Raw genomic sequence first — 215 nt, 5'->3', positions numbered from 1 at the left:
GGTGTATTAACTTCTTTCGTTTGATCGTCAATCGCTTTCACCGTTGGTGCTGTTGTGTCTACCACTGTAATTGTGAATTGTGTTGTTGTTGTATTTCCTTCGGCATCTGTTGTTGTCACTGTGACTGGATAAGTTCCCACAGTCGTTGGACTACCACTAATTGTGTTTGTATTTTCATCAAACGTTACGCCTTCTGGTAAGCCACTCACACTGTT

Annotated in this window: 1 protein-coding gene; it reads right to left on the bottom strand. The window is 41.9% G+C overall.

Translation table 11 applies throughout. The features are described from left to right. Nucleotides 1–215, bottom strand: a 215-nt coding sequence (locus CD113_RS10060) for a putative Ig domain-containing protein (protein WP_142380904.1), incomplete at both ends; no start/stop codon positions are given.

Origin of the sequence: Staphylococcus simiae (genome assembly GCF_002902085.1) — a bacterium.
GTDB lineage: Bacteria > Bacillota > Bacilli > Staphylococcales > Staphylococcaceae > Staphylococcus > Staphylococcus simiae.
Note: the sequence above shows the minus strand (reverse complement) of the source record. Positions and strands in the feature narration are given on the sequence as shown.